Source organism: Rhodococcus jostii RHA1 (assembly GCF_000014565.1).
In the GTDB taxonomy this organism is placed as follows: Bacteria; Actinomycetota; Actinomycetes; order Mycobacteriales; family Mycobacteriaceae; genus Rhodococcus_F; species Rhodococcus_F jostii_A.
In genome coordinates, this window is the sequence record NC_008268.1 from 144521 (window position 1) to 171336 (window position 26816).

At 69.8% G+C, this 26816-nt stretch carries 1 protein-coding gene; it reads right to left on the reverse strand.

Annotation, left to right across the window (positions count from 1 at the left end):
- The gene (locus RHA1_RS00745) at positions 1 to 26787 is read right to left on the reverse strand and encodes a non-ribosomal peptide synthase/polyketide synthase (RefSeq protein ID WP_011593461.1); all 26787 of its coding nucleotides are present in this window, start codon (positions 26785 to 26787) and stop codon (positions 1 to 3) included.
- Positions 26788 to 26816: the final 29 nt, after the last annotated feature.

Below are 26816 nucleotides of genomic sequence, written 5' to 3' on the forward strand. Positions count from 1 at the left end.
TCAATGCGCGCTCAGATAGTCCTCGAGGACGGGCCCCACCACGGCCAGGACCTCGGGTTCGATCATCTGATTGTGCTCGCACTCGATCTTCACTTCCCGGATGCCGCCGGTGACGGAACTCCGCCACTCCTCCGGTGAATGCTGGTCCGTCGACGCCGATCCGGCGGCGGTGAAGAACAGCAGATCCCCGTCGAACACCTGCGGGCGGAAGTTGTTCATGATCCGCGACGAGTTGGTGAATCCGGCGCTGATCCGCTCCAGGTGCTGCGGGGTCAGTCCCGTCTTCTGCCCGAACGCGTCGTCCAGCAACTCGACTGCCCGCTCGTAGGTGAGTTCCTCCCCGGAGACGGACTCGAGGTCCAGTCCGAGCCCGTGGAGCAACTCGGGCACGGTGAGGCTCTCCGGGCCCTGGTCGGTCCCGCCGGTCACGTAGCTGTCCATGACGGCCAGCGTGTCGACCGCCTCCCCTTCCCGCCGCAGTTCGACGGCCATCGCGTGGGCGATGACGCCGCCGAGCGACCAGCCCAGCAGGTGGTAGGGCCCGTGCGCCTGGACCTTTCGCATCTCCAGCACGTACTGGTGCGCCAGCTGCTCGATCGACTCGAAGCTCGGGCCACCGCTGATGATCGGCAACTGCAGGCCGAACGCCGGCCGGTCCTGCGATAGGTGCTGCAGGAGACCCGCGTAACCCCACGACAGGCCGATCCCGGGATGGATGCAGAACAGGGGCGGCTTGTCCCCCGTCGGCCGCAATGGGATGACCACGCCGAGCGCCTCGTCCACCGGCGACCCGGCCGCGTTCTCCGTGTCGACCCGCAGCGCCAGGCCCGCGGGGGTCGGGTCCAGGAACATGGACTGCAACGGAATCTGCCGTCCGAGGCGTTCCTGCAGCACCGTGATCACCCGGGTGGCGACGATCGAGTTGCCGCCGAGGTCGAAGAAACTGTCGGCGGTGCCGACGCGGTCCACGCCCAGCACCTCTGCGAAGGCCTCGACGATGATCCGCTCGGTCGCCGTCGTCGGGGCCCGGAAGGCCGCGCCGGTGGTGCCGAACTCGGGCGCGGGCAGCGCCTTGCGGTCGAGTTTGCCGACCGGGGTCATCGGGATCTGATCGAGGACGACCACCGCGGACGGGACCATGTGCGCGGGCAGGCGGTCGGCCGCGTGGGTACGCAACTCCGCCGGCTCGAGATCGTGTCCCTCCGCCGCCCGCACGTACGACGCGAGGAGCGTGTCGCCGGACGGTCCGGTGTGGCCGATGGTGGCGGCGAACGCGACCGCGGGGTGGCGGGCGAGGACGGCGTCGATCTCACCGAGTTCGATCCGGAAGCCGCGGACCTTCACCTGGAAGTCGGTGCGGCCGATGTACTCGATGGTGTGGTCGCCGCGCCAGCGCACCACGTCGCCGGTGCGGTACATCCGGCGACCGGGCTCGCCGAACGGGCAGGCGACGAACCGTTCCGACGTCAGCGCCGACCGGTTGTGGTACCCACGTGCCAGTCCGGGTCCGGTGATGTACAGCTCGCCGGGCACACCGACCGGGACCGGCTGCAGGCGCTCGTCGAGGACCAGCGAACCGAATCCCAGCGCGGGGGCGCCGATGTTCACGACCCCACCCGGACGCATCGGAGCACTGACGCTCGCCTGGATGGTCGTCTCCGTGGGCCCGTACCCGTTGTGCATGTTGCGGTGCTTACCCCAGATCTCCACCAGCTCCGGCGGGCAGGCCTCACCGGCCACCGCGAGGACGCGGAGCGATTCGAGTCCCACGTCCTCGATGGACGACAGCGCGGTGGGCGTGATGAACGCGTGCGTCACCGCGTTGCGCCGGAACAGGTCCGCCAGCTCCGTGCCACCGAAGACGGTGGGCGGCACGATCACGACCCGGGCCGACGCACCGAACGCCATCATCAGCTCGAAGATCGACGCGTCGAAGCTCGGGGACGCCAGATGCGAGACCCGGGACTCGTGCGTGACCTGGAACCGTTCGTGTTCCTCCGCGGTGAGGTTGGCCATGCCGCGGTGAGTGACGATGACACCCTTCGGTTTACCGGTCGATCCCGACGTGTAGATCAGGTACGCCGGGTGGGCCAGATGGAGCGGGCGCGTGCGGTCGGCGTCGGTGACCGGCGACGAGGAGACGGCCGCGACCTGCTCGGCGAAGGACTCGTCGTCGAGCACCAGCCACGGCACGGTGTCCGGCAGGTTGTCGCGACGGCCGGCGACGGTCAGGCCGACGGACGCCCGGCAGTCGGTCAGCATGTAGTCGATGCGGTCCCGCGGGTAGGTCGGGTCGACGGGCACGAACGCCGCACCCGACTTCGCGACCGACCAGATCGACACGACTTCCTCGATCGATCGCGGCATTCCGATGGCCACGAACGTCTCCGGCCCGACTCCCTGGGCGCACAGCACCCGCGCCAGCCGGTTGGACCATTCGTCGAGTTCGCGGTAGGTGACCTGCCGGTCCTCGAAGGACAACGCCACCGAATCGGGGTCGAGTGCCGCGGCGGCCGTCAGCAGGTCGGGCCACACCTCGGGGCGCACGTCGGGCTTGCCGCGCGCCGGGACCATCTCCTCGATCTCCGCCTCGTCGAGCAGCGGGAGGGTGCCGATCGGCCGGTCCGGATCGGCGGTGACAGCCGCGAGGATCCGGACGAACCGGTCCGCGATCGAGCGTGCGGTCCCGCGGTCGAACAGGGAGACGGCGAAGTCGAGACCGCCGGCGACACCCGCGGGCGCGCCGTCCTGGTCGAACTGCTCGGCCAGGATCACCTCGAGGTCTTCTTTCACCACCTTGGTTTCGAGGTCCACGTTCTCGACCCGCAGATCCGGCAGTTCCAGCGTCGGGTTCTCGTTGTTCTGGAACTCGAGGGCCACCTGGAACAGGGGCGAGTACGACGTGGACCGGGTCGGGTTGAGCTCCTCGACGAGGCGCTCGAACGGCAGATCCGAGTGCTGGAACGCGGCCAGGTCCGTTTCCCGGATCCGCTGCACCAGTTCGGTGAACGTCGACGCCGGGTCGATCCGGTTCCGCAGGACCAGGGTGTTGACGAACATGCCGACCATGTCGTCGAGGGCGGCTTCACCGCGCCCGGCGACGGGGGTGCCGATGACGACGTCGTCGGTGCTGCCGAGCCTCGACAGCAGCACCGCCAGCGCGGCGTGGACGGCCATGAACATGGTGGCGTTGTTGGCCCGGGCCAGTGCCGTGAGCCGCTGATGGAGGTCGGCGTCGATCGCGAATTCGACCCGATCACCCTCGAACGTCTGCTGGATCGGGCGCGGCCGGTCGGTCGGCAGCTGGATGACGTCCGGCACCCCGGCCAGGGTCTCGGACCAGAACCGCAACTGCTGGTTGATCATCGATTCGGGATCGTTCTCCGAGCCGAGTCCGGCATGCTGCCACAGCGTGTAGTCGGCGTACTGGACGTGCAGCGGATCCCACTGCGGGCCGTCGCCGCCGAGCCGTGACGTGTACGCCACCATGACGTCGCGGGCGAGCGGCGCGAGGGAGAATCCGTCCGCGCTGATGTGGTGCACCACGATCGTCAGCACGTGATGGTCGGGCGCGATCCGGAACAGGGCCGCCCGGACCGGCACGTCGGTGCTGACGTCGAACCCGCGGGACACCAGGTCCATGATGTGCCGCGGCAGGTCCTCCGCCGCCACCGAGACGGTGTCGACGCCCGGTTGCGCATCGGCGGCGGGCAGGATCCGCTGGGTCGGTTCGTTGTCGACCGTCGGGAAGACGGTGCGCAGCGTCTCGTGCCGTTCGAGTACGTCGGCCATCGCCAGCCGCAGGGCGTCCTCGTCCAGGGTTCCGGTCAGCCTGACGGCCAACGGAATGTTGTAGGCCGGTGAGGACGTGTCGAACTGGTTGAGGAACCACATCCGCTTCTGCGCCAGCGACAGCGGAATCCGGTCGGGCCGTTCGACCGGCGCGAGGGCCGGGCGGGCACCGCCGCTCACACTGTCGGCGACGCGTGCGGCCAGCGACCGGACGTCGGGGGCCTCGAACAGGGCGCGCACACCGATGTCGGTGTCGAGGGCGTCCCGCAACCGCGCCGTGACCCGGGTGGCGACCAGCGAGTTTCCACCGAGATCGAAGAAGTTGTCGTCGATGCCGATCCGTTCGATACCGAGGACATCGGCGAAGATGTCCACGATCTTGCGTTCGAGATCGTTGGTCGGCGGCTGGAACTCGGTGGTGGTGACGTGGAACTCGGGTGCGGGCAGCGCCGACCGGTCCAGTTTGCCCACCGGGGTCAACGGGATCTCGTCCAGGAACATGACGCTCGTCGGCACCATGTGCGCGGGGAGCCGGGTCGACAGGTGCGCGGTCAGTTCGGCCGGATCGACGCCGCCGGCCGTGTTGGGCAGCAGGTAGGTCACCAGCACCGTGTCCCCGGACGGGCCGGGAACACCGAGGGTCGCGGCGAAGCTGACCCCGGGGAACGTGGCGATCTCGTTGTCGATCTCGCCGAGTTCGATGCGGAAACCGCGGATCTTCACCTGGAAGTCGCTGCGGCCCACGTACTCGACGGTGTGGTCGGCGCGCCACCGGACGATGTCGCCGGTGCGGTACATCCGCTCCCCCGCCTCCCCGAACGGGTTGGCGACGAACCGCTGGCTGCTCAGTTCCGGGCGCCGGTGGTAGCCGCGGGCGAGCCCGGCACCGGTGATGTACAGCTCGCCGGGAACTCCGACGGGCACCGGCTGGAGACGTGAATCCAGCACGAGCTCACCGACGCCGCGGATCGGGCCGCCGAGGGTGATGGGGTCGCCCACCGTCATCGGGTCGCTGATGTTGGCCATCACCGTGGTCTCGGTGGGGCCGTACGCGTTGGACAGTTGCCGGCCGGGCGCCCAGCGGGTCACCAGTTCCGGCGGGCACGCCTCGCCGCCGAACACGACGTGCTGGAATTCGTCGAGCCCCGTCGGGTCGACCGTGGACAGCGCCGCGGTGGTGACGAACGCGTGGGTGACGTGTTCGGACCTGATCAGTTCGGCCAGTTCCGCTCCGCCGTACACCGTCGGCGGTGCGATCACCATCGTCGCACCGACCCCGAAGGCCTGCAGGTACTCGAACACCGACCCGTCGAAGCTGGGCGTCGAGAAGTGCAGGGTGCGGGACGTCTGTGCCGCGGCGAAACGCTGCCGCTGGTCCTCGGCGAAGTTGTCGAGGCCCTCGTGGGTGACCACGACGCCCTTCGGCTTCCCCGTCGAACCGGAGGTGTAGACGATGTAGGCGGCGTTGTCGAGGCTTATCGGCGACCGCCGATCCGAATCGGCTACCGGCAGAGCCGGTTTCGACTGGCAGGCCTTCTCGAACTTGGGCGAGTCGAGCTGCAGCCACGGCACCGAGTCGGGCAGCGCCTTCTCGTACGCGGCCATGGTCAGTCCGATGGTGGCACCCGAATCGGTGAGCATGTGCTCGATGCGGTCCATCGGGTAGTTCGGGTCGACGGGGACGAATGCGGCGCCCGTCTTGGCCACTGCCCACACGGCGAGGACCGACTCGATCGATCGGGGAATGCCGAGCGCCACGAACGTCTCCGGGCCGGCGCCGCGGGAGATGAGCACCCGGGCGAGCTGGTTGGAGCGTTCGTTGAGTTCCCGGTAGGAGACGTTGCGGCCCTCGAACGTCAGCGCCGTGCGGTTCGGATCCAGGGCGGCGGCGTCCTCGAAGATCTGCGGCAGCGTCCGGACGGAGAACCCGGGGCGGCCGCGCACCGGCGCGAACTCGGCGAGTTCGGCCTCGGTGAGCAGTTGCATGTGGGCGAGCGGAATCTCGGGCCGGTCCGCGAGGGCGTCGAGCACCCGCTGCAGCCGGTCCGCGATCTCGTCGACCGCGCTTTCCTCGAATACCTCGGGGAGGTACTCGAACTTGAAGTTCAGCCGCGCGTCCCCGGAGGCGACGACGGCGAGCGGGTAGTGCGCGGAGTCCTTGCCGTCGATGCCGGTGACGAACATCCCGGCGATGTCGGTCTGTTCCGTCAGCCCCGCCTCGTCCACCGGGTACGACTCGAACACGGTCAGCGTGTCGAAGGCACCGCCGCCGCCGACCGCCGACTGGATGTCGGTCAGACCCACGTAGTGGTGATCGAGCAGTGCGGCCTGTTCGCTCTGCACACGTTCGAGCAGCTCGCCCAGCGACTCCCACGGGTCGAGGGTCACCCGCACCGGCAGGGTGTTGATGAACAGACCCACCATCGATTCGATGCCCGCGATCTGCGGCGGCCGGCCCGAAACCGTCCCACCGAACACCACGTCGGAGCGGCCGACCAAGCCGCCCAGCACGATTCCCCACGCCGTCTGGACGACGGTGTTGAGGGTGAGCCCGCGTTCCCGGCTCAGGTCCCGCAACCGGGTGGTCTGCTCCTCCGACAGCGTGAAGGCGGTTTCCTCCGCCACGGCGGAGTGCGCTTCACCCCGCTCCAGCGGCGCGAGGAGGGTCGGCTCCTCGACACCGTCGAGCGCGGTGCGCCAGGCGTCGAGGGAGTCCGTGGTGTCGTGCCGCTTCATCCACGACAGGTAGTCGCGGTAGGAGTGGACCCGGGGCAGCAGGCTGCCGTCGGCGTCCAACGCGTACAGCGTCAGCAGGTCGCGAATGACCAGCGGAGTCGACCAGCCGTCGAGCAGGATGTGGTGGTTGGTCAGGATCAGCCGGTAGTCCTCCTCGGTGAGCCGGACGAGGGCAAGCCGCAGCAGCGGCGCGTTCGCCATGTCGAACTTCACCGACCGGTCCCGTGCAACGATCCGGTCGTATTCGCGGGTGGTCTCGTCCGGGTCGAGTGCCGAGAGGTCGAACTCCGACCACGGCAGTTCCACGTGCTGCTGGATGATTTGCGCGGAGGCGCCCGCGCTGTCGTGGACGAACGCGGCCCGCAGGTTGGGGTGCCGGTCCAGCAGGGCCTGCCCGGCCCGGCGGATCCGGTCCGGGTCGATGTTGCCGCGCAGTTTCAGCGCCAGCTGCACCAGGTACGGGTCGACCGAGGCGTCCGAGAACTGGGCGTGGAACAGCAGCCCGGACTGCAGCGGTGACAGCGACCAGATGTCCGACAGCGCCGGGAACCGGGCCTCGAGCCGGTCGATCGCGTCCTGGTCGAGGGTGACCAGGTCCAGATCGGACGGGGTCACACCGCCGGCGTCGGGCCGTGCGACGTGGGTGGTCAGCGCGGTCAGCGCCTGCACCCACAGGTCGGCGAGTGCGCGGACCTCGGACGGGGTGAGGACCCCGGTCGGGAACGCCCAGGTGGCCCGCAGCCGGTTGCCGTCGGCCCCGGTGCCGGTGACGGCATTGATGTCGAGCGCCGACGCCACCGGGATGTCGGAGGCGGGGATGTCGTCGAGCTTCGTGTCCGTCACCGGAACCCAGGCGTGACCGTGGATGTCGGTGGACGTCGCGCCGCCCAGCCGGCCCAGGTAGTTGAACGTGACCTGCGGCTTCGCCAGCGCCCGCAGCTGATCCGCGCTCTCCGGGTCCAGGTAGCGGAGCATGCCGTAGCCGATGCCGTGGTCCGGAATGGCCAGCAGCTGTTCCTTGATCGCCTTGACCGCGGACCCGGTGGCCTTGCCACCGGCGAACGCGTCGTCGAGGTCGATCCCCGACAGGTCCAGACGCACCGGGAACATCGCCGTGAACCAGCCGACGGTGCGGCCCAGATCGGCGCCCGGCAGCACCTGGTCCTCGCGGCCGTGGCCTTCGAGACTGACCAGCGATTCGCGCGTGAAGTCGCCGTGGGTGCGCCGCCACTGGGCCAGCGCCAGCGCCAGCGCGGTGAGCAGTCCGTCGTTGACGCCGCCGTGGAACGCCTCGGGGACACGGGTGAGCAGGGCGTCCGTGACGTCGGCGGGCACCTCCACGGTGACCTTCTCGACGGTCCCGGCCACGTCGATCGCCGCGTCGAGCGGACGCGATCCGATGAGCGGGTCGTCGGCCTCGAGCACCCGCCGCCACAGTTCGATCTCGCCGGCGCGTTCGCGCGTCGCCTCGACGAGGCCGTGCGACCAGCGCCGCATCGACGTGCCGACCGGTTCGAGGGTCGGTTCCTGACCCGCGGAGACTTGCGCCCACGCGGTCGCCAGGTCGGGGACGAGGATCCGCCACGACACACCGTCGACCACCAGGTGGTGGGCCACGACCAGCAGCCGCCCGCCCTGATCGCCCGCGTCGAACCACACCATCTGCAGCATGACCCCGGCCTCGGGGTCCAGTCGTCCTGCCGCGGCGTCGAGTTCACGGGTCGCGACCTCCGCGAACCCGGAACCGACCACCGACGCGACCTCGACGCGGTGCAGCACGTCGTCGACGTCGACCACGCCCACGGCCTGCACCTCGATCCGCCACTGCGGCTCGGCGCCGAGGAGACGGGCCCGCAGCATGTCGTGGTGATCCACGACGGCCGCGATCGTGCGCTTCAGCAGCGTCTCGTCGGCCGCGGCGGGCAGGGAGAGCAGCGCGGTCTGGGTGTAGCGGCGGAAGTCGCCGCCGCGTTCGAGCAGCCACGCGGTGATCGGGGTGACCGGCATCTCGCCGATCCCGCCACCCGGCAGTTCGTCGAGGACGACGACGTCGGCGGCACCCGCCCAGGAGGCGGCCTCGGCCAGCGCGGCAACGGTTTTGGCCTCGAACACGTCCCGCGGGGTGAGCACCACACCGGCGGCCTTCGCCCGGGCCACCAACTGGATCGACATGATGCTGTCGCCGCCGAGCGCGAAGAACGAGTCGTCCACACCCACCGATTCCAGACCGAGCACCTCGGCGAACAGACCGGCGAGGACGGTTTCCATCTCCGTGGCCGGGGCGCGGCCCGCCGACACCCGGGCCCCGAAGTCGGGTTCCGGCAGCGCGCGGCGGTCGAGTTTGCCGTTGCTCGTCAACGGCAGCGCGTCCAGCACCACGAGGGTGGCGGGCACCATGTACGAGGTGAGCTGGGTGCCCACGAATTCGAGCGCCGACGACACCTCGACGGTGGCGCCGGATTCCGGAACCACGTAGCCGATCAGCCGGTGACCGCCGTGCCCGTCGTCGCGGGTGAGGACGACGGCCTGGGCGATGCCGCGGTACCGGAGCAGCGCGGATTCGATCTCGCCGAGTTCGATGCGGAAACCGCGGATCTTCACCTGGAAGTCGCTGCGGCCCAGGTACTCGAGCTGGCCGTCGGTGTTCCAGCGCGCCAGGTCGCCCGTGCGGTACATCCGGGCCCCGGGACGGAGCGGGTCGGCCACGAACCGGCTCGAACTGAGCCCGGCCCGGCCGAGGTAGCCGCGGGTCACCTGGTCACCGGAGACGTACATTTCCCCGATGGTGCCCGGGGGAACCGGGTGCAGGCGCCGGTCGAGGACGTGGACGTGCAGCCCGGCGATTCCGCGGCCGATCACACTGGCCGACGCGGACTCGGCGAATTCGCGGTCGAGCGCGAGGTAGCTGACGTGGACCGTCGTCTCGGTGATGCCGTACATGTTCACCAGCGTCGGGGCGGAGTCGTCGTGCCGCGAGTACCAGCGGCCGAGCTGTCCGAGGTCGAGAGCCTCACCACCGAAGATCACGTACCGCAGCGCGAGCGCCGCCGCGTTCACGTCGATCTCCGAGACGATTCGGTCGGTCTCGGCGAGCTGATAGAACGCGGTCGGGGTCTGGTTGAGGACGGTGACCTGCTCGTTCCGCAGGAGTTCATGGAACATTTCCGGCGACCGCGCCGTGTAGTAGTCGACGACGACGAGTCGGCCGCCGTAGAGCAGCGGACCCCACAGCTCCCACACGGAGAAGTCGAACGCGTACGAGTGGAACATCGTCCACACGTCGTTCTCGTCGAACCCGTAGAGCGGCTGCGTGTTCGCGAACAGTGTCAGCACGTTGCGGTGCGAGACGACCACGCCCTTGGGACGGCCCGTCGACCCGGAGGTGTAGATGACGTACGCCACCGACGAGGAGTCGAGCGGCGTCACCCGGTCGGCGTCGGTGATCGTCGCCGGCGACTGCTGCGCGAGGTCGGCGGTGGTCTCGGGGTCGTCGAGCAGGATCGCCGGGGTCTCCGAATCCGGCAGGGCGGAGACGTCTCCCGTGGTGGTGATGACACAGTTCGGTGCGGCGTCCTCGAACACGAACGCCAGCCGGTCCGCCGGGTAGGTGATGTCGACGGGCAGGTAGCCGCCGCCGGTTTTGATCACCGCCAGCAGGGCGATGATCAGATCGCAAGTGCGTGGAAGTGCCACGGCCACCAGCGTTTCCGGCCCCACTCCCTGGGAGATGAGCAGGCGGGCCAGCCGGTTCGACCGGGCGTCGAGCTCCGCGTACGTCAGTGCCACGTCCTCCGACGTCACGGCCGTGGCGTCGGGGAACCGGGCCACGCTCTGCGCGAACCGGTCCGCGAGGGTGTCGGTGCCCGCGTCGAATCCGGCGGTGTTCCATTCGGTCGCCATCGCCGACCGCTCGGCGGCATCGGTGATCACGATGTCCCCGACCGGGGCCAGCGGGTCGGAGGTGACGGCGCCGAGGATGCGCAGGAACCGGTCGGCGAACGTCCGGACGGTGCCGGCGTCGAACAGATCGGTGGCAAAGATGAACGACGCGGCGATACCCGACGCCACCCCGTCCGCGTCGAATCCTTCCTCGACACTGAGCTGCAGGTCGAACTTGGCGACCTCGAGATCGAAATCGACGGCGGCCGCGGTCAGTTCCGGGAGCTCGAGCCGCGGTGTCTCGTTGTTCCGGAACTCGAGCAGCGCCTGGAACAGCGGCGAGTGCGCGGTGGAGCGCTCCGGCGCGAGAACGTCGACGAGCCGCTCGAACGGCAGGTCCGAATGGTGGAACGCGGCCAGGTCGGTGGACCGGACCTGATCCATCAGGGCGCCGAAACCTGCCGCCGGGTCGACGGCGCTCCGCAGCACCAGGGTGTTGACGAACATGCCGACCATGTCGTCGAGCGCCGCGTCACCGCGGCCGGCGATGGGTGTGCCGACCGCGATGTCCTCGGTGGACGAGAGCGCGGACAGCAGCACCGACAGGGCCGCGTGGACGGCCATGAACATGGTGGAGTTGTGCTTGCGCGCCAACGCCGCCAGCGCCCGGTGCACGTCCGCCGGAATCGTGAAGTCGACCTGCGCACCGCGGAACGACTGCTGGACCGGCCGCGCCCGGTCGGTGGGCAACTGCAGGAGTTCGGGCAGGTCGGCCAGCTGATCGGTCCAGTACCGGAGTTGCTGGGAGATCAGCGATTCGGCGTCGCTTTCGTCGCCCAGCAGTTGGAGCTGCCACAGGGTGTAGTCGGCGTACTGCACCGACAGCGGGTTCCACTGTGGTGCGCTTCCCGCGATGCGGGCGGCGTACGCGGTCATGACGTCCCGGGCGAGCGGGGTGAGCGAGAACCCGTCGGCGCAGATGTGGTGCACCACGATGACGAGCACGTGGTCGTCGGGGGCGAGTGCGAACAGCGCCGACCGCATCGGCACGTCGGCCGTCACGTCGAAGCCTGCCGTCGCGAGACCGGCGATGTGCTCCCTCAGTTCGTCCTCGGACACCTCGACGATCTCGAGGTTCGGCGTCCACTGACCCGGTGAGAGGACCACCTGGGTCGGTTCGCCGTCGTGAGACGGGAACACGGTCCGCAACGATTCGTGGCGGACGAAGACGTCCGTCACCGCGGCGCGCAGCGACTCCACGTCCAGATGACCGGTCAGCCGCACGGCAAGGGGGATGTTGTAGGCCGCCGACGACGTGTCGAACTGGTTGAGGAACCACATCCTCTTCTGCGCCAGGGACACCGGCACGTGCGCGGGCCGCGGCATCGGGCCGAGCGGGATCCGGACGTGGGCGCCGTCCTGCGCGGGTGCGAATGCCGTCGACTCGATGAGGCGGGCCAGTTGATGGATCGTCGGCGCCTCGAACAGGGTGCGGACGCCGATGTCGGTGTCCAGTTCCGCGGTCAGGCGTGCGGCGACACGGGTCGCGATCAGCGAGTTTCCGCCGATGTCGAAGAAGTTGTCGTCGATGCCGACACGTTCGATGCCCAGGACCGTGGTGATGACGTCGGCGATCGTGTGTTCGAGGACCGTCGACGGCGGCCGGAAGTCGTCCGACGTGGGCAGGAACTGCGGTTCGGGCAGCGCCGCCCGATCGAGCTTGCCGACGGGGGTGAGCGGGATCTCGTCCAGGATCATGATGCTCGACGGCACCATGTGTGCGGGCAGCAGGTTCGCCGTCCACTCCTTCAGTTCCGGCGGTTCGAGTGCCGACTCGGCCTCCGGCAGCACGTAGGACACGAGCACGGTGTCGCCGGCGGGACCGGGGCGCCCGAGGGTGACGGCGAACGCCACGGACGGGTGCGCGGCGAGTGCGCTGTCGATGTCGCCGAGCTCGATGCGGAAGCCGCGGATCTTCACCTGGAAGTCGGTGCGGCCCAGGTATTCGACCGTGTGATCGGACCGCCACCGCGCGAGGTCGCCGGTGCGGTACATCCGGTCGCCCGGCTCGCCGTAGGGGTTGGCGACGAACCGCTCGCTGGTCAGCCCGGCGCGTGCATGATAGCCGCGGGCCAGGCCCTCACCGGAGATGTAGAGCTCGCCGGCGACGCCGACGGAGACCGGTTGCAGCCGCGAGTCGAGAATCACCTCGGAGACGCCGCGGACGGGGGCACCGATGGTGACCGTCTCCCCCACCTGCAGGTGGTCGCTGAGGTTGCTCATGATGGTGGTCTCGGTGGGACCGTAGCCGTTGTACATGGTGCGGCCCGGCGCCCAGCGGGTCACCAGTTCCGGCGGGACGGCCTCGCCGCCGGCGACCACGTTCTGGAACACCTCGAGCCCCTCGGGGTCCACCGAGGCCAGGGCCGCGGGGGTGACGAACCCGTGGGTGACGCCCTCGGTGCGGATCAACTCCGCGAGTTCCTCGCCGCCGTACACGGACGGCGGCACGATCACCATGGTCGCGCCGACGGCGAACGACAGCAGGTATTCGAGGACCGAGGCGTCGAAGCTCGGTGAGGAGAAGTGCAACGCCCGCGACGTGGAATCCGTCGCATAGCGGGTCCGCTGCTCCTCGGCGAAATTGTCGAGACCGCGGTGGCTGACCACCACGCCCTTCGGCTTGCCGGTCGAGCCGGACGTGTAGATGACGTACGCCGGGTGTGCGAACCGCAGGGGCGCGACGCGGTCGTCGTCGGTGACGGTGTCGGTGGACATGGCCCGGATGGCCGTCGCGGTCTCGGTGTCGTCCAGGGTCAGCCACCTGACCGTGTCGGGGAGCCGGCCGTGGTCGGCCTCCAGGCGGAGACCGAACGTGCACCCGGAATCCGTGACCATGTGCTCGACCCGCTCACGCGGGTAGGTCGGATCGACCGGAACGAACGCCGCGCCGGTCTTGGTGATCGACCAGACCGCCAGGACCGATTCGATGGACCGTGAGATACCCAGGGCCACGATGTCTTCCGGGCCGACGCCGCGGTCGATGAGCAGACGCGCGAGCTGGTTGGACCGTTCGTCGAGTTCCCGGTAGGACATCCGGCGGTCCCCGAACACGAGTGCGGTCGCGTCACCCGCCGCGGCGGCCGTCTCGGCGAACATCTGCGGCAGTGTCCGCACGGAGCGGCCGGGCAGGCCGCGGGCCGGAACCAGTTCGGCCTCCTCGACGTCGGTGAGCAGCCGCAGCTGCGCCAGTTTCATCCCGGGGTGCTCGGCGAGCGCGATCAGCGCCCGGACGATCCGGTCGCCGATCCGCTCCACGTCGGCCCGGTCGAACAGCTCCTCGACGTACTCGAGCTTAAGCTGCAGGTTCTCGTGCGCCGAGGCGATCAGCGCCAGCGGATAGTGGGCGGCGTTCGCGCTGTCGTGCACGTCGAGGACGTGCATGCCGGCGATGTCGGTCTGGTCGGTCAGCCCCTCCCGATCGACGGGATACGACTCGAACACGGTCAGCGTGTCGAAACCGGCACCGGGACCGGCCACCGACTGGATGTCCGTCAATCCGACGTAGTGGTGGTCGAGCAGCGCAGCTTGCTCGCCCTGGATGCGTTCGAGCAACTCCCCCAGCGTTTCCCGCGGGTCGAGAACCACGCGCACCGGCAGGGTGTTGATGAACAGGCCCACCATCGACTCGATCCCCGCGATCTGCGGAGGCCGACCGGACACCGTCCCACCGAAGACCACATCGGAGCGGCCGACCAAGCCGCCCAGCACGATTCCCCACGCGGTGCGGATCAGGGTGCTGAGGGTCAGGCCGTGCTCGCGTGCGAGCACACTCAGCTGATCGGTGCGGTCGACGTCGAGTTCGACGAGCAGTTCGCTGGACTGTGTGTCGCTCTGCACCGACGCGTCGGCAGGCGCGAGCAGCGTCGGCTCCTCCACCCCGGCGAGGGCGCGCTGCCACACACCGAGGGAGTCCTCGGTGCTGCGGTGCGACATCCACGCGAGGTAGTCGCGGTACGGGTGCACCCGCGGCAGCGCCGTGGCGTCACCCTCCGTGGCGTACAGGGTCAGGAGGTCGCGGATCAGCAGCGGCATCGACCAGCCGTCGAGCAGGATGTGGTGGTTGGTGATGATCAGGCGCTGCTCGTCCCCACCGATCTGGATCAGCATGAACCGCAACAGCGGCGGGGTGGCCATGTCGAACCCGCGGCGCCGGTCGGCGTCGAGGAGTCGCACGATCTCGGCCTCGCGGCTCTCCGCGTCCAGCCCGGACAGGTCGATCTCCGTCCAGGGCAGCTCCGCGGACCCGTGGATCGCCTGGACCGGGGTGCCGCCCTCGTCGTAGACGAACGACGCGCGCAGGTTCGCGTGCCGGTCGAGCAGGGCCTGCCCGGCCACCCGCATGCGGGACGGCACGGCACCGCGCAGTTCGAGAGTCACCTGCACCGTGTACGAGTCGATCGTCTGATCGGCCAGCAGTGCGTGGAACAGCAGTCCGGACTGCAGCGGCGACAGCGACCAGATGTCGGACAGCGCCGGGAAGCGCGATTCGATGCGGTCGATGGCGTCCTGGTCGAGGCTGACCAGTTCGAGGTCGGACGGTGTCACGCCGCCGGCGTCGGGGCGGGCCGCGTACGTCGTGAGCGCGGTGAGCGCCCGGACCCACAGTTCGGCGAGTTCCCGGACCTCGGCGACGGTCAGGACACCGGCCGCGTACGCCCAGGTGGCGCGCAGCTGAGGCCGGTCCTCCACCTCGGTGGTGACCGCGTTGACGTCGATGGCCGAGGTGACCGGGGTGTCGAGGTCCTGCGCACGGTCCATGTCGACTTCACCGGTCGGCGTCCAGCCGGCGCGGGTGGCCGCCTCGGACAGGTCGGCGGCGAAGCGTCCCAGGTAGTTGAAACTGATCTGCGGCAGCGAACGGGCCGCGAGCAGCGGGGCGGTGTCGGCGTTGAGGTACCGCAGCATGCCGTAACCCATGCCGTGGTCCGGGATCGCGAGGAGTTGTTCCTTGATCGCCTTGATCGCGGAGCCGGCGGCCTTGCCGCCGTCGAACGCATCGTCGAGGTCGATGCCCGACAGGTCGAGACGCACCGGGAACATGGCCGTGAACCAGCCGACGGTGCGGCCCAGATCGGCGCCCGGCACGACCTGGTCTTCACGGCCGTGACCCTCGAGGCTCACCAGGGTCCCGTCGACGGACCTGCCGTGCAGGGTGTGGCCGCGGGTGCGCCGCCACTGGGTGACCGCCATCGCCAGCGCGGTGAGCAGTCCGTCGTTCACGCTGCCGTGGATGGCCTCCGGCAGGGCCGTGAGGACGGCCTCGCTGACCTCGGCGGGCAGCTGCACCGTGACGCGGCCGACGGTCGCGTTGACGTCGATGTCGGGGTCGAGCGGGCGGCTGCCGACGAGCGGGTCCTCGCAGTCGAGGATGCGCTGCCACAGGTCCAGTTCGCCTGCCCGGCTCGCGGCCTCGTCGACCAGTCCGTGCGCCCACCGGCGCATGGACGTGCCGACCTGTTCGAGAACCGGTTCCTGGCCTGCCGAGATCTGCGCCCAGGCGGTCGCGAGGTCGGGGACGAGGATGCGCCACGACACACCGTCGACGACGAGGTGATGCGCGACGACGAGCAGGCGGCCGCCGGATTCCCCGGCATCGAACCACACCACCTGCACCATGACACCGGCCGCGGGATCGAGCCGGTCCAGCGCGGCGTCGAGTTCCGCGATCACCGTCGCCGCGAATGCCCGGGTTCCCGGGGCGGTGGACACGGGGACCCGGCGGATCAGGTCCTGGGCGTCGACCTCGCCGACCGGGCGGACGGCGAGGTGCGAGTCCTCGGCGGAGACGATCAGCTGCGCGCGCAGCATGTCGTGCCGGTCGAGTACGGCCTGGAACGTGGCGCTCAGGGGTTCGAGTTCGCGCAGGTTCGGCGGTGCGGTCAGCAGCGCCGACTGCGACATGCGGTTGAACTCGCCGCCCCGTTCGAGCAGCCACTTCGTGATCGGGGTGGTCGGCATGTCGCCGACTCCGCCACCGGGCAGTTCGTCGAGGACGACGACGTCGGCGGCACCCACCCACGACGCCACCGCGGCGAGACCGGCAACGGTCTTGGCCTCGAACACGTCCCGCGGGGTCAGCACCACACCCGCCGCCTTCGCGCGGGCCACCAACTGGATCGACATGATGCTGTCGCCGCCGAGGGCGAAGAACGAGTCCTCGACACCGGCCGATTCCAGACCGAGGACCTCGGCGAACAGTCCGGCGAGCACCTCCTCCATCTCCGACACCGGCGCGCGGCCGGTCGACACCCGGGCGCCGAAGTCGGGTTCGGGCAGCGCACGGCGATCCAGCTTGCCTGCGGGGGTGAGTGGCAACTCGTCGAGGACGATCAGCGCGGACGGCACCATGTACGGGGCGAGGAATCCGCCGACGAATTCGAGGACGGCCTCCGGGTCGAGTTCCGCGCCCGCCGTGGGGACGAGGTACCCGACGAGCCGGTTCGCTCCGGTGCTGCCCCTGTGCGCGGACACCACCGAACGGGCGACCCCCGGGTAACGCGTGAGGGCGGTCTCGATCTCGCCGAGTTCGATGCGGAAACCGCGGATCTTCACCTGGAAGTCGCTGCGGCCCAGGTACTCGAGCTGGCCGGCACCGTTCCAGCGCGCCAGGTCGCCGGTCCGGTACATGCGGGCCCCGAGACCCCCGTACGGGTTGGCGACGAAACGCTCCGCCGTCGTTCCCGCCCGGTCCTTGTAGCCGCGGGCCAGACCGGAACCGCTGACGTACAGTTCGCCGGTCACCCCGTTGGGCACCGGGTGCAGGCGTGAATCGAGCACCATCTCCCCGGTTCCCATCGGCGGACGGCCGATGGTGACGCCCTCACCGGGAATCATCGGTCCCGTCACGCTCGACACGACCGTCGCCTCGGTGGGGCCGTAGGCGTTGAACATCCGCCTGCCCCCGGTCACCCACTGCGCCACCAGCTCCGGCGGGCACACGTCGCCGCCGGTGGCGACGCACTCGAGCTGGTCGAGGCCCGCGGGGTCCACGGACGCCATGGCCGCCGGGGTGATGAACGCGTGCGTGACCCGGCCTTCCCGGAGCACGTCGGCGAGTTCGGTGCCGCCGATGACGGACGCCGGAGCGATCACCATGGTCGCGCCGGAGCCGACCGCGAGCAGCAGTTCCAGGATCGACGCGTCGAAGCTCGGCGACGAGAAGTGCAGCGTGCGCGACCGCGGGGTGACCCCGAAGCGGACGCGTTCGTCGGTGGCGAAGTTCGCCAGGCCGCGGTGGGTGACGACGACACCCTTCGGGGTGCCGGTGGACCCGGACGTATAGATCAGGTAGGCCGGGTTCTCCAGCGCGAGCGGGTGTGTCCGGTCGGCGTCGGTGACGACCGCGGCGGAGTGCGCGCTCACCTCGTCGTCGAATCCGGGTGCGTCGACCACGACGTAGGACGTGCAGTCCGGCAGCGTGGGACGGAACTCGGCGACGGTGAGCGCGAGCGCCGCACCGGAGTCGCTGAGCATGTGGACGATCCGGTCGGTCGGGTAGTTCGGGTCGACCGGGACGAACGCGGCACCGGTCTTGGCGACCGCCCACAGCGACAGCACCGACTCCGGCGAGCGCGCCAACGCCAGCGCCACCACCGATTCCGGGCCGATGCCACGCCCGATCAGCAAGCGGGCGAGCCGGTTCGACCGCTCGTCGAGATCGCGGTACGTCACCTCACGGCCCTCGTAGGACAGCGCGGCCGCCTTGGGGTCCACGGAGGCCGCGGCCGCGAGCAGTTCGGGCAGGGTCCGAGGTTCGGCGTCGGGTCCGTCCATCACCGGGGTGAGCGCCGCACGTTCGGACGCCACCATCAGGTCGATGTCACCGACGGCCATCCCCGGCTCGGACGTCACCGCGTCGAAGATCCGCTGCAGGTAGTCGGCGAAGCCGGCGATCGTGGACGCGTCGAACAGGCTCGACGCGTACGTGAAGGCCGCGGAGATCCCCGCCGGCTCCCCCGACGCCCCGAATTCCTCGGTGAGGGTGAGTTGCAGGTCGAAGTTGGAGATGTCGGTGGCCAGGTCGAGGCCGGTGACGGTCAACCCGGGCAGCTCCAGCCGCGGGCGCTCGTTGTTGCGGAACTCGAGCACCACCTGGAACAGCGGCGAATGCGACGTCGCGCGTTCGGGTGAGATCGCGTCGACCAGCCGCTCGAACGGCAGATCCGCGTGGTGGAAGGCGTTCAGGTCGGTGTCGCGGACCGTGGACAGCAGGTCGGTGAACGTGCCGGCCGGCTCGACCGGGGTGCGCAGCACCAGGGTGTTGACGAACATGCCGACCATGTCGTCCAGGGCGGCGTCGCCACGACCGGCGATGGGCGTGCCCACTGACACGTCGTCCGTGTCGCCCAGCCGGGCCAGCAGCACGGCGAGCGCCGCGTGCACGGCCATGAACACACTCGAATTGTGTTCGCGGGCAGTCGTGATCAACCGGCTGTGCACCTGCGGGTCGATGCTGAACGAGTGGATCCCGCCGCGCATCGACTGCTGCGTCGGCCGGGGGTGGTCCGTCGGCAGCGCGAGGAGTTCCGGAAGCCCGGCGAGCGTGTGCGTCCAGTAGTCGAGCTGCGCGGCCAGCAGGCTGTCGGGGTCGTCGGCGTTGCCGAGCACCCGGTGCTGCCAGAGCGCGAAGTCGGCGTACTGCACCGGCAGCGGCGTCCAGTCCGGTGCCTGTCCCCCGGTGCGGGCCGCGTAGGCGGTCATCACGTCCCGGGCGAGCGGGGCCATGGAGAAGCCGTCGGCGCTGATGTGGTGGACGACGATCACGAGCACGTGCTCGCCGGGATCGGTACGGAACAGGGCGGCGCGCACCGGCACCGACACGGTGACGTCGAACCCGGCGCCCGCCAGTCGCGAGATGTGCTCGGGCAGTTCCGCTTCCGTCGTCGCTATCGGCGACAGGTCGGGCACCACGTCCTCGGTCGGCAGGATCACCTGGACGGGTTCGCCCTCCACCATCGGGAACCGGGTGCGCAGCGACTCGTGCCGGTCCATCACGTCGGCGACGGCGTCCTGCATCGCGTCCTCGTCGAGGTCGCCCGTCAACCGCACCGCGAGGGCGATGTTGTAGGCCGGGGAGTCGAGGTCGAACTGGTTGATGAACCACATGCGCTTCTGCGCCAGCGAGACCGGCAGTCGATCGGGGCGCGCCCCGGCCACCAGCGGCGGCCGTTCGGCGCCCTGCACGGCCTCGGATTCGATCCGGGTGGCCAGCGTCGCGACGGTCGGGGCGTCGAAGATCTCCCTGACCCCGATCCGGCTGCCCAGCGCGGCGTTCACCCGCGCGACCAGCCGGGTGGCCACCAGTGAGTTGCCGCCGAGGTCGAAGAAGCTGTCGTACACACCGATCCGGGGCGCGTCGAGCAGATCCGCGAAGATCGACGCGAGGATTTCCTCGATCGGGTTCCGCGGAGTGACGAATTCGGCGGACGGGCTGAGGAACTCCGGCTCGGGCAGGGCACCCCGGTCCAGCTTGCCGGTGGCGCCGAGCGGGAACCGGTCGAGCACGATGATCCGGGTCGGCACCATGTAGGCGGGCAGCGCCTCCGCCGCCGCGTCGCGCACGACGGCGGTGTCGATGTCGGCGCCGGCCACGGGAATCACGTAGCCGACGAGGCTTTCGCCGGTGGCCTCGCTGCGGTGCACGGTCACGACCGCCTGCGCCACCGACGGGTGCGCCAGCACCGCCGCCTCGACCTCGCCGAGTTCGATGCGCTGACCGCGGAGCTTGACCTGGAAGTCGCGGCGGCCGATGTACTCGATGTTGCCGTCGGCACGCCAGCGGACGACGTCGCCGGTGCGGTACATCCGCTGTCCCGGCGCGCCGAACGGGTTCGCCACGAACCGGTCGGACGTCAGATCGCTGCGGCCGACGTAGCCGCGGGCCAGCTGGATGCCGGCCAGGTACAGCTCGCCGTGCACCCCGACCGGCACGGGGTGCAGCCGGGAGTCGAGGACGTACACCTGCGTGTTCCACACGGGTGCCCCGATCGGGACCGAGGCCCGGTCGCCTTCCGTGCACTCCCAGTAGGTGACGTCGACCGCCGCTTCCGTCGGGCCGTACAGGTTGTGCAGCGCCGCGGACCCGAATTCCCGGAACGCATCGGCGGTGGCGGGCGGGAGCGCCTCACCACTGCAGAACACCTGGCGGAGCGAACCGCACAGTTCCGGTTCGGCGCCCGCCGTGAACACCGCGAGCATCGACGGCACGAAGTGCATGGTGGTGACCTGGTGGTCGGCGATGATGTGGGACAGGTAGGTCGGGTCGCGGTGACCGTCCGGCGCGGCGAGGACGAGTCGAGCACCGACCTCGAGGGGCCAGAACAGTTCCCACACGGACACGTCGAACGTGACGGGCGTCTTCTGCAGCACGACGTCTGTGTGGTCCATCCGGTACGTGTCCTGCATCCACAGCAACCGGTTCACGATCGCGCGGTGGCTGACGGCGACCCCCTTGGGCCTGCCGGTCGATCCGGAGGTGTAGATCACGTAGGCGGTCGAATCGGGGTGGATCGGACCGCCCCGCTCGGCGGCGGTGATCGGGGTGCTCGGCCGCCGGGACAGGTTCAGGGTGTCGATCTCGATCACCGCCGCACCCGCCGCGCTGTCGACGCCCTCGCACCGGTCGCGGGAGGAGGTGAGAACGCATGCGGGCTCGGCACTCTCGATCACGTAGGCGATTCGCGAGGCGGGGTGGTCGGGGTCGAGCGGAACGTACGCTGCCCCGGTCTTCTCGACCGCGTAGATCGCGATCATCAGCTCGAGTGAACGGCGCAGGGCGACGGCGACCCGGGATTCGGGTCCGACGCCGCGGGCGAGGAGTTCGCGTGCCAGCCGGTTGGCGCGGGCATCGAATTCCGCGTACAGCAGTTCCTCTTCGGCGAACACGACGGCCACGGCGTCCGGGGTCCGGGCCACCTGCGCCTCGAACAGGCTGACCAGGGTCGCCGAGTCCGGCACGGCGACATCGGTGTCGATCCACTGCTCGAGCATCCGGTGGGTCTCGTCCGCGCCGATCAGGTCGATGTCGCCGACCTTCGCATCCGAACCGGCGGTGATGGTCTCGAGCAGGGTGACGAAGCGTTCGGCCAGCGCCGTCATCGTCGGCGGGTCGAACAATTCCGACGCGTACGAGAATTGGACGTCGATCGCACCCGGGGCGCCGGATTCCTCGGTGTGCTCGGTGAGGATGACCTGCAGGTCGAACTTCGCGGCGCCGGTCTCGAGCGCCTCGACCTCCACGTCGAGCCCGGGCAGCTCGAGCCGCGTGTTCGCGAATCCCTGCAGCACCAGCATCACCTGGAACAGCGGTGAATGTGCCTCGGAGCGGGTCGGCTTCAGTTCGTCGACGAGCCGCTCGTACGGCAGATCGGTGTTGCTGAACGCCGCCAGATCCACGGAGCGGGTGTGCGAGAGAATCTCGGGGAAGCTGCGATCGGGGTCGACGGTGGTGCGCAGGACGACGGTGTTGACGAACATGCCGACGACGTCGTCGAGTTGGCGCTCCCCTCGACCGGAGACCGGGGATCCGATCGACACGTCGGATGATCCGCTCGACCGGGACAGCAGGACCGCGAGGGCGGCGTGCACCACCATGAACAGGCTGGCGTCGTTGGCGCCCGCGATCTCGAGCAGGGCGGCGTGGATGCGCGCCGGGATCGAGAAGTCGGCGGTGGCGCCGATCATCGACTGCCGGGCCGGGCGCGGCCGGTCGGTCGGCAGATCCATGACCTCGGGGGCGCCGTCGAGGGTGCGGGCCCAGAACGCCAGCTGGCGTGCGAGGAGGCTCGTCGGATCGTCGGGGGAACCGAGCAGCTCGCGCTGCCACACCGCGAAATCGGCGTACTGCACCTCGAGCGGTGCCCACTGCGGCGTGTCGCCTGCGGCGCGGGCGTGGTAGGCCACCATCACGTCCCGGGTCAGCGGTGTCATCGACAGGCCGTCGGCGGCGATGTGGTGCACCACGAACACCAGCACGTGATCGTCGGTCGCGGTGCGGTAGAGCTCCGCCCGGATCGGCGGTTCGACGGTGACGTCGAAACCGGTTGCGGCGTCGGCGATCAGGCGGGATTCGAGCTCGTTCTCGGCCACCTCGACCGCGTCGAGGTGCGGGCTCACCTCCGCGACCGGCAGAACCACCTGAATGGGACCGTTGGGGGTGTTCGGGAACACCGTCCGCAGCGACTCGTGCCGGGTGAGGACGTCACTCACCGCGGTCCGCAGCGCCTCCACGTCGAGCGTGCCGCGCAGCCGGATACCGACGGGAATGTTGTATGCGGGCGAGGCGGTGTCGAGCTGGTTGATGAACCACATCCGCTGCTGCGCCAGCGACACCTGCACCGGGCCGGACCCGGCCCGCGGCGCGAGCACGGGGCGGGCGGAGGTGCGGGGCCCGAGAGCGTCGACGCGGGCACTGAGCAACGCGACGCTGGGCGCCTCGAACAGATCGAGCACCCCGATCTCCGTGCTGAGGGCCGCGTTGACCCGGGACACCACGCGGGTCGCGACGAGGGAGTCGCCGCCCAGGTCGAAGAAGCTGTCGTCGACGCCGATGCGTTCGACTCCCAGAAGCGCCGCGAACACCTCCGCGATCTGCATCTCGGTCGGGGTCACCGGCGCCCGGTAGACGGTGGAGGTGGCCTCGAACTGCGGTTCCGGCAACGCCTTCCGGTCGAGTTTGCCCGCCGGGGTCAGCGGGACCTCGCGGAGCACCATCACCCGGGCGGGCACCATGTGCGCGGGCAGCGCGGCCGCGGCGTGCTCGAGGATGTCGCCGACGACGATGTCCGTCCCGTCCTCGGGGAGCACGTACGTCACCAGCACGGTGTCGCCGGACGGTGCGGTCCGTCCGACCGTGGTCGCGAACGCCACACTCGGGTGCGAGCGGACGACGGCGTCGATCTCACCGAGTTCGATGCGGAACCCGCGGATCTTCACCTGGAAGTCGGTGCGGCCCAGGTATTCCAGCTGTCCGGCAGCGTTCCACCGCGCCAGGTCTCCGGTGCGGTACATCCGCTCGCCGGGCGCCCCGTGGGGGTCGGCGACGAACCGTTCGGCGGTCGGGATCGACCGATTGTGGTACCCGCGTGCCACACCGTCGCCGGTGATGTACAGCTCGCCGGGGACCCCTCTCGGAACGGGGTGCAACCGCGAATCGAGCACCAGCAGACCGCAACCGCGGGACGGACGGCCGATCGTCACCGGTTCGCCGACCGTCAACGGTCCGGCCACGCTCGCGACGACGGTGGCCTCGGTCGGGCCGTATGCGTTGAACATGACCCGCCCCGGCGCCCACTGCGCCACCAGCGCAGGAGGACAGCTCTCACCACCGGTGACGACGCACCGGATGTGGTCGAGGCCGGTGGGATCGACGGATGCCAGCGCGGCGGGGGTCACGAACGCGTGCGTCACCCGTTCCCGACTCAGCAGGTCCGCGAGTTCGGTACCGCCGTACACCGTCGACGGCGCCACCACCATCGTGGCGCCGGCACCCACCGCGAGAAGCAGTTCCAGGATGGACGCGTCGAAACTCGGTGACGAGAAGTGCAGGGTGCGGGATCCCGCGGTGACGGCGAACCGCTGCCGCTCGTCCTCGGCGAAATTGGCCAGGCCGGCGTGGGTGACGACGACACCCTTGGGTGTGCCGGTGGAACCGGACGTGTAGATCAGGTAGGCCGGGTCCGCGGTCCGCAGCGGCCGGAGGCGGTCGGCATCGGCGACCGTGCCGGCCGCGTGCTGCGCCAGGTCCCGGCCGAACGACGCGTCGTCCATCACGAGCCACGGCGTGGTCTCCGGCAGCGACGACCGGTGCGCCGCCACGGTGAGACCGACGACCGCACCGGAATCGGTGAGCATGTGTTCGATGCGATCGGCCGGATAGTTCGGGTCGACCGGGACGAACGCGGCCCCGGACTTCGCGACCGCCCAGGTGGCCAGCACCGACTCGATCGACCGCGCGATCGCCAGCGCCACAACCGAACCCGGCCCCACCCCGTGCCCGATCAGCATGCGGGCGAGACGGTCCGACTGCGCGTCGAGTTCGGGGTAGGTCAGGGTGCGTCCCTGATAGACGAGAGCGTCCCCGTCGCCGCCCGCCTCCACGGCGCGCGCGAGCAACGTGGGAAGCGTGCGGGGCTCGACCGAGGGTTCGTCGCGGACCGGCGCGAGTTCCGCGTATTCGACCTGCTCGAGGAGGTCGACGTCCCCGATCGGTGCGGTGGGTTCCGCCGTCACCGTCTGCAGGATCCGGACGAAGCGCGCGGCCAGGGCCTCCGCGCTGGCGCGGTCCCAGACGTCCGTCGCGAACCGCAACCGGCCGTTGATGCCGCCCGACTCCGATTCGGTGAGGGAGAACACGAGATCCAGACCCAGGGCCCGGTGTTCGCGCTGGATCGGGCTGACTGTCACGTTGCCCGACGAGTCGTGCGGATGCCCACCGTCGGTGAACTCGAGCATCACCTGGAACAGCGGTGTGTGCGAGGGATCGGATTCGGCTCCCAGGGCGGCGACGAGGTCGTCGAAGGGCAGCGCCGCATGCGTGAAGGCGGCCCGGTCGGCGTCCCGGACCCGGCTCAGGTGGTCGACGAACGACGATGCGGTGTCCACCTGCGACCGCAGGACGGTCTTGTTGAAAAATGCTCCGGCTTCCGGGTCGTCGGAGTCGGCCGCCTCGCGCCCGACGATCGGCGTTCCGATCACGACGTCGTCGGTGTCGCCCAGCCGGCCCAGCAGAACGGCCAGCGCGGCGTGCAGCGCGGTGAAGATCCCGGTGCCCGCCTCCTCGGCAAGCAGTGCCGCGCGGCGCTGCACCTCGGCGTCGACGGCGAACCCGACGACCTCGCCGGCCCCCGCCCGCTCGGCCGGGCGCGGCCGGTCCAGCGGCAGTGCCGCCACCTCCGGCAGGCCCGCCAACTCCCGCTTCCAGAACGCGAGCTGGGCCTCCCGCTCGAGGAACCGCGCACCGAGGCGGGCACTCTCGGCGTGAATGTCGGCGGTCCGCGTCTGCGGCTCGGCAGTGACGAACTCCTCGACGAGCTCCACGAACCTGCGGTGGTGGGCACGCAACTCCTCCGAGCCGTACCGGTTGGGGTTGCCGCGGAAATCGAGGAGCGTCTGCCCGTCACCGCTCTGATAGATGTTGACCAGCAGGTCGTCCACCGGGCCCGACGTCACGATGTGGTATTCACCCGTGACCGTGCCCAGCGTGAACGCCTGGTGGAACAGCATGACGTTCACCATCGGGCCGGCGAGGCCCTCCGCGGTGCCGGCGAGCCCGGCATCGCGGCGGATGTCCTCGAGGCTGCACCGCTGATGGCGCAGCGCACCCATCAATTCGAGCTGCGTTCGCTGCACGAGCTCGGCCACCGTGTCCTCCGGGCGGACGGTGATCCGCAGCGGGGCGACGTTGACGAGCATGCCACCGGACCGCTGCAACGGCGCCGTGGTGCGCGCCGACACCGGCAGGTTGATGAGCACGTCCCGCTTGCCCGTCATCCGGGACAGATAGCAGGCGAACCCGGCGAGCAGCACGGCCGCCGACGTGGCGCCGACCCGCTGATCCGACTCACCGAGGAAGCCCAGTGCGGTGTCGGAGATCTTCGCGCTCTCTAGCCGGCTCTTCGCCGCCGCGGGGGCGTCGTGGGTGGCGAGCGTCGATCCGTGCTCGATGCCGACAATGCGTTCGGCCCAGTACAACCGATCGTTCTCGAATCGGCTCGACGCCCGGTACTTCTGGTCCAGCTCGTAGAGGTCGCGCAGATCCAGCGCACGGTTCGGTTCCGGTTCGGTGCCCTCGACCGCCGCGGTGTACAGCGCCGCGATCCGGTTCACCATGGTCATACCGCTGTACCCGTCGAGCGCGACGTGGTGAATTCTGGTGTACCACAAGTAGTGCTGCTCACCGACCTGGAGAACGGTCATCTCGACGAGCCGGTCCCGGGTGAGCCGGAGCGGTGTCGCATAATCCTCGTCGATCCACACCTGCGCGGCACCCATCGGGTCGGACTCGCCCCGGAAGTCGAGGAAGCCGATCGACGGGTCGATGCTGAAATCGACCGCCTGGTAAGGCTCCCCGTCGACGTCCAGCAGTCGCAGGAACGGCGACTGGAACTCCTGACCCGCCCGGACCGCCGCATCGCTCAACAGGTCCAGGTCGATCTCGCCCCGCAACTCGATGTACTGGGCGATGAACTTGGGAACCGTGGGGCTCAGTTGTTGGGCAAACCACATGCTGCGTTGCACCGAGGAGAGCGGGAAGGCCCCTTCGGGAACGGTCACATCTTCGGCGCCGTTATTCGGCTGCGGCGAATTCACACTCGTCATCTCGTTCCCCCAGCGGGTAGAAGACCTTG